Genomic DNA, 10164 nt, shown 5'->3' with positions numbered 1-10164 from the left:
GTGCCGGCCACGCGTGCCGGTCGCGCGTGCCGGTCGGGCCGCCGACCGGCCGGTGCGCCCGATCGCGAGGCGATCCGGAGACGCGTGTCGCGCACCGTGTCCCTATTCGATACCTGCCAACAGCGCAGTGATCGCCAGTGCGAAACGCTCGTCGTGGTCGGCCTGCGTACCCAATCCTGCCGCCAACGCCCGTGCTAGCCACGGGAGTTCATCCGAACCGTGCGGCGGCGTGGGCGGGGCCGCGTCGGCGGGGTCCAGTTCCGCCGGCGTGTGGCCGATCACGAACGTGGTGACCGCGTTCAGGAGTTGGCACGCGCGAAGCGGCGCAAGGCCCTCCGCGACCAGGGCCGCCACGGCGCGTTCGACGGCGGCCAGGGCGTCCGGCGTGGCGACCGGGCGGGTCGCCACAAGCGGGACGACCGACGGGTGGCGGAGCAGTTCGGCTCGGAAGGTGTGGGCGAACTCGGCGAGCCAGACGGTGCGCGGCCCGGTCGGCTCGGGTGCCACGCCGGCGACGATCCGCTCGACGAGGCCGTCCAGGACGGCGTCCTTGTTCGGGACGTAGTGGTACAAGGTCATCGCCTCGACGCCGAGTTCGGCCCCGATCCGACGCATCGAGAGCTTGCCGATGCCGTCCCGATCGGCGAGCGCGAGCGCCGCGTCCAGGACTTGCGCACGGGTGAGTCGACCTATCGGTCAGGCCAGCCCGAGCAGATCCGCGTGCCGCTCGACCGCGTACGCGAAGAACGCGTCGGCGGGGTCGGCGCTGCCGGCGAGTTGGCCGAACAGTTCGAAGCTCACGATGCCGAACACGCCCGCCCAGGCGAACACCGCCCGAGCCAGCACCGACGGCTGCACGTCCAGCGCGCCCGCCTCGACCACCGCCTGGAACTGGGTCGCGAGCGGTCCGGGGAGGGGGGCTTCGCCGGCGGGGCGGGCGAAGTCGTGGGCCGAGTCGCGCAGGATGCGCAGGAGCGCGGCCGGGACGCGGGTGAAGGGGACGTTCGTGTCCTCCGGAGCCTGATATCCGGGCACCGGCGAGCCGAAGATGAGCGCGTATTCGTGCGGATGCTCACGCGCCCAGTCCCGAACGGCCACGCACAGGGCGCGCCAGGCGGCGCGCGGGTGCTCGGCGGGGGCCGCCGCGTCCACGGCCCGCTCGACCCGCTCGCCCACGGCGTTGTAGGCGTCGACGATCAGTGCGGTCAGCAGGTCGTCCCGACTCGGGAAGTAGCGGTACAGCGCGGACGAGGCCATACCGAGCTCGCGAGCGACGGCGCGCAATGACAACTGCTGGGCGCCCTCGGCCGCAAGGTGGCGACGCGCGGCCTCCTTGATCTCGTGGGTCAATTCGACTCTCGCGCGGTCGCGCGCCGTACGGGGGGCTGCGGTCATGCGGCCCAGTGTGCCAGACACCAGAGCACTGCACATAAACGAGAGCACCGCTCTCTCGCACTCGCTCGGAGCACCTTCCCCAGCCACCCCCAAGAGCACCAAACCCCAAAGAGAGCACCGCTCTCACAACACCAAGCACCACAGACGCGCACCCTGATCACAATCAAGAGCACCTCTCTCCATCAAGATCACCAGACGCGGCCATAAACACCGCTCCGCACGCGGGGTCGGGCCTTCCTGCCGCTCCCTCCTCGCTTTGCCCCACCTGCACGCTGACCGCCAGCACGGGATGCGCGGCGCGAGATGCGCAGTGCGCGGCGCAAGATAAGCGGCGCCCGGCGCGCGACGCGAGATGCCCGGCACCCGGCGAACCAGAGAAACGAGAGCGCCGCACACGCACAAGAGCATCGATCACTGCAAGCCGAAGCACACGCCCATTGATCACAGCCGCTCGCGTCACACCAAGCTCGGAGAGAGCACACGACCGCAACGAGAGCACTGCTCTCGCAGACCGCCCCGCCCCCACAGAGCACCGATCGCAACCATGAGCACCGCTCTCCTTGGTCTCTGCAGGCCGGCGCGGAGACGGCGGAGCATCGCTCATGGACAAGAGCACCGCTCTCCGGAGTCCCTCAGGTCGGCGCGAAGATAGTGGAGCGCTGCTCACGGGCGAGAGCGGCGCTCTTGTGGTGCGGTGCAGCGCAGCGCAGTGCAGTGCGGTTGCGACTCCCGCTCCCAAGAGCGCACTGATCGCAATCGTGAGCACTGCTCTCCATTGAGATCGCCGAACGCAACCATGAGCACCGATGTGACCCGCGAAGCGCGCAGCGGGGCCCGCCCGCCGGCCGGCCGCCCGCCGACTCGCGAGGACGTGGCGCCGCGCCCGCGCGGACTCAGCCGTCTCCTGGCGTGACAACGTGACGGCAGAACCACGTGACGACGTGCCACCCTTGCGAAGGATGACGCCGCCCCACCAGCACGAGCGTCAACAAACCCCCCTCCCCCGCGCGAGCCCATCCCGTTCGGCGCCGACGGCTCCACTCGATCCACGGCTGGCAACCGGCCGGCACACGAGGATGCGATTCAGCCGCGTGGGGCGGCGGGAGCCTGGGGAGGGGAGGCCCGATGCGCCGGATGGGTAGGGTCCGCCGCGTGGCCGAGGCTTGTGCGCCTGCGCCCCTTGTGCGCCCCCGGGGTGCCTCGTTGCGACCGTGTCCGTCGGTGCGCCCCACCGGCCAACCGGTCCGATATGTCGACCATGGCCGGTCGATACCCCTAACCTTCAGGAGCGTGGTGGTCCACCCAAGAGGGCTCGGCCGGGGAGGCACACATGACCGAACGTGGTGGGCGGCTCATCCGAATCCCGTCCGAGCGAGGCCAGTTGCTGCTCGTGGAGGGTGGTAGATCCGGGCGAGGACGGCGTTCGGACAGTGGTGGCAACCTGGTCGCGATGTCGGCGTTGACGCCGCATCAGCTCTTTCCGGATGCCGCCGCCGACGTCGTCCAGTTGCCGGACGCGGTCCAGCCGCACGCCGTTCGGGCGTATCTTCAGGCCGCCGGTGCGGTGGACGGGCCGGTGATCGTGTACCTGACCGGCCGCCTCCTGCTCGACCGGAGACGTCGCGAACTGCACCTCGGGCTGCGTGATTCGACTCCCAACTCGGTCCGCTACGACGGGCTTCCGTGGTCCTGGGTGGTCGAGTTGCTGGGGCCCCGGCCTGCCGAGAACACCCTGGTGATCTGCGATCTGACGGCCGGCCGGGAGTCCTGGGAGACCGCCCGTGAGCGGGCGCACGAGTTGTGCCAGGGCATTCCGCTGTGGGGCGTGTTGAACCCCCCGGACGTCAAGGGCCCGCCGGATCCGTTCACTCGGGCGCTGGTGTCCGCGCTCGGGCAGGGCTTTCCGGAGTTGCCGGATCCGGTACCGGCCGAGGAGATCCATCCGTTGCTGGCCGAGCGGGCCCGACTGGCGCCCGACACCGTCGAGTTCGCGCCGTCCGCCGGGTCGCTCGCGTTGGCCAACTGCTCTCCCGAGGCCCGGCCGCCGACCTTGCGTACGGCCGTCCGACGGCTCAAGGCGGTCACTCCGCGTGGCAACGCCGCCGGCGGGACCGGGGTGTCGGCGCTGTCCGCCGTGCCGCCGAACGGCATGACCCCGGCGCAACGTTCCGGCCTGCGCGGCTCCGGCGTCGTCGGAGGCGGCGTTGCTCCCGAGCCCACCACCCACCGGCCGCCGCTCTCCGACCCCCGAACCGACCCTCGCGCCGCCCCCCGCGCCGATCCCGGCACCGAACCGAACGCGCACCCGCCCACCCGTTCGCGGGACGAACCCGGGGTCGGTCGACGCGCGTTGGGCCTGGTGCGTTCCGCGCTCACCTCCGGGCCGGACGACGAGCCCGAAGTACCGGGTACCAGCCTGCGTGAGGCGCTCCGGGCCGGCGTGGCCAAACCGGGTAGCCGTCCGCTGGGCCGACCCGACCGCGGGGACGCCGTTCCGCCGTCGACCGGCCGCGGCGCCGCGACTCCGGCCGCCCGGACCAAACCGCGCCCGCCCACCAAAGCCGCCCTCCTGGATCGTGAGCCGGAGTTCCCCGGCCCGGCGTACCGCTCCGCGGACGACCGGACCAACAGCCCGACGACCGGCCCCGCGAAGGACGGTGGGCACCGCGCCGCCGAGGGCCTTGCGGCCGAGCCCGCGTACAACCCCGGGGCGGGCGTGGCGAGGCGGCTCACGTCGCGCCCCGCGGCCACCGCCAAGTCGAGCCGTCGTGCGCCCGGTTCGGCCCCGCGCCCGCATCCCGAACCGCCGCCTCCGCCGCTGCCACCTCGGATAACCGTGCGTATCCAAACCTCGGACGCGAGTGCCCTGACGCCGACTCCCGCGCGCCGGCCACCGGCCACGAGTCCCACGCAACTCCCCCCGGCGCTCGCACCACATCGAGGAATCGGACCGGGCCGGCCGATGTCGATGCCGGTACGCGGCCGGGCGGTCGCGCCCACACCGGCCCGCCGGGCACTGTCTCAGGGCGCATCGGCGGCGGGTGCGCTGATTCGGCCGGCGGACGTACTTCCCACGTACTGGAACGAGTTGGCCGCCATCCGGCACGCCGCGGACACCGGACGCGGCATGGAGGCATGGCAGAAGGCCGCCGAACTCAGCATGCACATGGAGAAGTTGGTCGGCCCCGCGCATCCGGGGACGCTGGACGCGCAGGCGATGCTGGCGTTCGTGAGCGCCGGTCTGGGCCGAGTCGCCGACGCGGTGCTGATCTACTGCCAGGTCGCCGAACGCGGCGCCGAGGCGGTCGGCCCGCAACACCCGAGTACGATCGCCGCCGCCGACAACGCGCTCAAGGTCTGGCTGCGGGTGGCGGACGCTCGCGAGTCGGTACGCCTGGGGCCTGCCGTCGTGGCGATGCGCGAACGTGTCCCCGGGCCGGCCGATCGAGGTCTGGAGACCGCTCGGGCGCATCTGACCCGGATGCGCTTCATCCTCGACCCGACCGCGGCGGACCCCCGCCCACGGCCCGAGCCCCGACCCGAGGCCCAGTCCGACACCCGCACCGAGGCCCACCCCGACACGGACGCCGCTCGCCGCCCGACCACGGTCCGAGGCGCCCCGATCCGACGCCGGCACGCGAAGACCTGAACCGAGGCTTCCGCTGGGCGAGCACCCGAACCAGGGCCTCGACCACGCGAGGTCCCGGCCCGGCCGGGGCGGACGGACGAACGGACGTGCGTGCGTGCGTGTGCCCGCGTGCCACGTGTGCGTGGCTCCCCCGACCGGGCATCGCCCCGACGCCGGACCTCGCCATGCCCCGCGGGTCACCCCACATCACCGACGCCGCGCCTCCTACCCGAACGCACTCCGCCCCGGCCCGGCCGCGAAGCCGACACGGGATGACCGGGCCCCGCAGGTAGGGGATGGTGGGCCGGCGCCGGCGGCCGGGGTTCGCATCGGCACGCGGACAAGGCGGCACTCAGGTGCCGAACTCGGCTGCGGAGGCCAAGAGTCGCACCGACACCGAACCAGGCCGCCACGACACGCTGCCGGACCGGACCGGACCGAGCCGGGCCGGACCGGACCGAGCCGGCCCGAGCCGAGCCGGCCCGAGCCGAGCCGGACCGAGCCGGCTCCAGGCCGGGCCGACCCGTGGACACACGTACGCTCCGCCCGGTCACAAATGGCCGGCACGCACCGGGCCAAGTCCCACAAGGCGCACGACCACACGGGCATACGCGCGCACGACCACACGGCACACGCACACACGCACACACGCACACACGCACCGGACTCTCACAAAGCCGCGCAACGCGGGCCACACGCGGCACAACCCGCCGTCAGGCACCTCGTATCCAGCGCCCCGCACAAGAGCCGGCAGATCCTCCCCGACAACCGCTCAGCCAGGAAACGAAGTTCACCCCCGGCGACGCAGACCCACGCCGCAGACCACGCATCGGAACGGCAACCGCCAATCACCTCACCGCGCAGCGCTGCCCCCGTCGTCCTCCTCCGCCCCGGCGCCCTCATCTCCACCCCCGCAGCCCTCACCAACCCCTTCTCCCACCGACCCATCCGCCCAAGCATTCCCCGCCTCGGCGTCCCCTCCACCCGTCGGGCCCTGCGCAGGCCCCGGTGAATACCCCGACGGCCCCACCCGGAACGGGCCGTCGAAGCCCTCGTCCAACACGATCACGCCGCCTCCGCCCGCAAGCCCAGCGCAACCGCCACCGCCACCGCTATCGCCGGCGCTCCCGCCCCCGCCCCCGGCACAACACCCGCGCCCATCTGCCTCCGACCCGGGAGCGCCCGCCTCGCCGCCCATCCCGATCCGGCGCGCGTCCGCGTACCAGCGCTCGATCGAGCGGGCGAAGTCCGGGTCCTGGTCGGCCCGCAAGGACAGTGCGCCGGCGAGCGCGTGGGCTCGCGTGTACGCCCGCAGGCCGCCGGGCGCCTCGTGGCCGAGCAGGGTCAGTTCCAACTCGCCCGTGGGCACCGGGGCTCGCCGGTGCGGTACGGACGACTCGGCCCCACCCGGCGAAGTCCGCGATATCGCCCCCGGATCGCTTCCCGACTGCGGCCCCGACTGCGGCCCCGACGCGCTTCCCGACTCCGTCTCCGACTCGCCCCCCGACCCGCTCCCCGACGGATCCGCCGCACGCGGCAGCGGCGTCCGGACCAGTTCCACCAGGCGTGTCCAGGCCAGTCGGCCGGCGTCGCCCCCGGCTCCCGCCGCGAGTCCGCTCAGTAGGTCCACCGAGATCGATTCCACGCGATACCCCTTGCATTGGGCGGCGATAACGGTGGGTCCACGGTAGAACGCGACGACACGACGGCGGGCCTGAACCGCGTGCGCAAGTCTCCCTCAATCGATCTCCCGGCTTCGGCAAAATCCTCCAGTCCCATCCCACCGCGACCTCGCCCCACGCACCATCACCCCCTCGCCCCGGGCCCGTTCCCCCGGCCGCGCCCCGACCGTCACCCGACCGCCCTCGGGCAACCCCCGGGCAGCCTCCGGGCAGCCCCCGGGCCGCCGACCGACCGCCCCCACCCACGCGCCCGGCCGTCCCCGCCCACGCACACCAGACCCATCGCATCCGCCCAGGTACGGGCGTTGGTCGGGATCAAAATGGCAACCCGTTCCATTTCTTGGCGTTCGCTCTGGTAGCGCGCTACCGGCCGGTACTAAGGTCACTCCACGCGTTGGCCCAGGGGGTCGTCCCTTCCCCCTGGTCCGACGTATCCGCACGGCCCTGTTCCTTCAGCTCCCTTGCGCACCCCGGCGCACCCCCGCGCATCTCTGTGCACCCCTGCGCACCCCTGTACCTCGATAGACCCACGCTCGTCGAGGAGGCCGCATGTCTTCCAGCACGTCCCCATCGGGCCCGCCCGCCGCGAGTGATCCCGAGCCCTCCACGAAGCCCACGGCACCGGCACCCTCCGGCTCGCTGCCCGCGCTGTTCCGCGGCCTGTGGCACCGGCAGTTGGACCACTATCCGGCCAACGGACCGCGGATCTTCTACCTGTCCATCGTGGTCGTCGGCTCGGTGGTCCTGTACTACGAGCTCTACATCCAGTACGCGGTCTCCACGCTGCTGATGCACGAGTACGGCATGACCTTCATGTACGCGACGATGATCTCGGTCGTCGGCAACGCGGTCGGCGCGTTCGCCTCACTGCTGGCCGGCCTCGCCGACCGGTGGGGGCGGGCCAACCTGGTCGTGTACGGCCTGGCCCTCACCGGCGTGCTCGTGCTGTTCGCGTTGCCCAACGCGGAGAGCAAGGGCTGGTTCATGTTCTTCATGGCCCTGGTGAACATCGTCGAGGGCATGGCCCTGGTCGCCACGCCCGCGCTGATCCGCGATTTCTCCCCGCAGGTCGGCCGGGCCGGGGCGATGGGCTTCTGGACGCTGGGTCCGATCATCGGCAGCCTGGTGGTCACCACCGTCAGCAGCAACACGCTGGACACGAGCAGTTGGCAGGACGAGTTCCGGTACGCGGGCATCGCCGGCCTGGTCGTGTTCGTGATCGCGCTGTTCGGTCTGCGCGAACTGTCCCCGGCGCTGCGCGATCAGCTCATGGTCTCGCTGCGCGACAAGGCGCTGATCGAGGCGAAGGCACGCGGCCTGGACGTGGAGGCTGCGCAGAAGAACCACTGGCGACAGATGATGCGGCTGGACATCCTCGCGCCGGCGCTCGGGATCAGCCTGCACCTGATGTTCTACTACACGGTGGTCGGCAACCTGGTCGTCTACTACTCGACCGTCTACGGGTATTCCGAGCAGCGCACCAACGCGCTCGCCAACTGGTACTGGGGTGCCAACGCGATCGCACTCGTCGTGGTGGGGATCGCGTCCGACCTGACCCGGGTGCGCAAGCCGTTCATGATCGTGGGCGGCGTGGGGACGGTGGTGTTCACGTTCCTGTTCGCCCTGACCACCGACAAGCCGGACACGGGCTACTACACGTTCGCGTGGCTCCTGGTGGGCATCGGTGTGTGCAGCGGGCTGACGTACGCGCCGTGGATGGCCGGGTACACGGAGACCGTCGAGAAGCACAACCCGGCGGCGACCGCGACGGGGCTGGCGGTGTGGGGCTGGATCATCCGGATCGTGGTGTCGGTGTCGGCGGTGTTCACGCCGGTCATCGTCACCTCGGCGACGCCGCTGGTGAATCACGGCGAGGAGGTGGTCGCGGCACAGGCGGACGCGGGTCCCGCGTTGGAGTTGGTGATGAAGGATCCGGCGCTGTTCGTGCAGTTGTCCAAGTTCCCCGACCGCGCGTCGATCCCGATCGAGCTGCAGATCAAGGCGTTGCAACTGGCCGGTGGCGACATGGCCAAGCTGAATCTGGTCGAGCAGAAGCAGAAGTCGCTGGGAATCCTGATCGACCACGGCGAGGAAGTGCAGAAGGCGAAGGATCGCGCGAGCGACGAGTGGATGCGCTGGTGGTGGCTGACGCTGGCGTGTCAGGCGCTCTTCATCCCGTGTGTGTTCGTGATGGCCGGCCGCTGGAGTCCGCGCAAGGCCCGGGAGGACGAGGAGGCCCACGCGCGTCGGGTCGAGGAGGAGTTGGCCGCACTCGGCACCGGCGGTTCGACGGGCGTCACGCAGCCGGTCTGAACCCCCGAACCGGAGAACCCCGCTGCCCCGGAGAACCCTTGCGGACCGGAGAACCCGCAGCCGTGCAGAACCCTCCGAATCGGTGAGCCCCTTCGACCCCGGTGAGCCCCCCGACCCGGAAGACACATCCGACCCGGAAAACGCCGAGGGCCGGCGCCGCACATGAAGTGCGGCACCGGCCCTCGGTCGTGCTGATCGGTGAAGATCAGAGGCGGTTGATGTTCTCCGCCTGGAGGCCCTTCTGGCCCTGCACGACGTCGAATTCGACAGCTTCGCCCTCGACGAGCTCACGGTAGCCGTTGCCCTGAATCGCGGAGAAGTGGGCGAAGACGTCGTCGCCGCCACCGTCCTGCGCGATGAAGCCGAAGCCCTTTTCCGAGTTGAACCACTTCACGGTTCCGGTAGCCATATTTTTCTCCCTACATGTGGGCCGATGAACGAATCCACACTTCGTGAATCCGGGCGTCGCCGCGTTTTTCGCCCTCATTTCGGAAGCTACCGAAATGCAAAATGCGCCTGTAGTGAACAGCTCTACAGGCGCACTCAGAAGATGATGCGAACCACAACTGCAACAGGCTCAAGACTAACACAGGACGGGACCGAGATCGAGTCCTGCCGCAAAACAGCCGGATCCGACCGCTTCGTGGCGTACTCCGCCCGCTGGATGTCCAGGGTGTGATCGCTGCGTCGCGGGGGTGTCGACACGGCGTCTCGGGGGTGCCGACACGATGCCGTCGAGATGCCCCTATCGAGCGGCTGCGCGCATTACCCACCTGTTACAGATTCCAAACCAGCAAACCTGGACATCACGCCTCACGGGGTGCCACCCTGATCCCGCCGGACCCCACGCGTCACCGCGAACGGGCTCGCGCACCCGGGCCGGGTCGCTCAGGATCGACCTCACCGGGGCCCAGGGCACGTCCTCGCGACACGCCCTCGCAGACCCACCTCGCCCCGCCTCCCGCCTGGACGCCCGTGTAACGCCCCGCACCTGCCTCGGCCGCTTCGAGCGGCCCCGCGACCGTGCCGCCATCGCCGCCGGTCGCCCCCCCCCCCGTTACCTTTTCCGTGGCCCTGAAACGGGGCTCCTGGCCTCCGGGTCCGGCATGACTTCTACCCCCTGTCGAACGCATGACCTGGGGGGTG

At 71.0% G+C, this 10164-nt stretch carries 5 protein-coding genes; 2 read left to right on the top strand and 3 right to left on the bottom strand.

All coding sequences use genetic code 11. From position 1 onward, the window contains the following. Window positions 1-102 precede the first annotated feature (102 nt). Window positions 103-666: a TetR/AcrR family transcriptional regulator C-terminal domain-containing protein gene (locus ACZ4FV_RS41450; RefSeq protein ID WP_465325868.1), complete on the bottom strand. Its 564-nt coding sequence runs from the start codon at window positions 664-666 to the stop codon at window positions 103-105. 30 nt (window positions 667-696) lie between these two features. Further along, window positions 697-1395: a TetR/AcrR family transcriptional regulator gene (locus ACZ4FV_RS41445; RefSeq protein ID WP_402229041.1), complete on the bottom strand. Its 699-nt coding sequence runs from the start codon at window positions 1393-1395 to the stop codon at window positions 697-699. A gap of 1330 nt (window positions 1396-2725) precedes the next feature. Between ACZ4FV_RS41445 and ACZ4FV_RS41440 the strand changes: the two genes are divergently transcribed. Together ACZ4FV_RS41440 and ACZ4FV_RS41435 are read left to right on the top strand one after the other, a co-directional pair. Further along, a complete protein-coding gene (locus ACZ4FV_RS41440) occupies window positions 2726-5044 on the top strand; it encodes a hypothetical protein (protein WP_465325839.1) in 2319 nt (772 codons plus the stop codon). Between the two features lie 2210 nt (window positions 5045-7254). Further along, window positions 7255-9018, top strand: coding sequence for an MFS transporter (locus ACZ4FV_RS41435; protein ID WP_465325837.1), 1764 nt, complete (start codon window positions 7255-7257; stop codon window positions 9016-9018). A 205-nt stretch (window positions 9019-9223) separates the two neighbouring features. Here the strand turns inward: ACZ4FV_RS41435 and ACZ4FV_RS41430 are convergent, their stop codons facing one another. Then, window positions 9224-9427, bottom strand: a complete 204-nt coding sequence (locus ACZ4FV_RS41430) for a cold-shock protein (protein WP_020555278.1) — start codon at window positions 9425-9427, stop codon at window positions 9224-9226. Window positions 9428-10164: the final 737 nt, after the last annotated feature.

The organism is Embleya sp. NPDC025285, from assembly GCF_055558835.1.
Note: the sequence above shows the minus strand (reverse complement) of the source record. Positions and strands in the feature narration are given on the sequence as shown.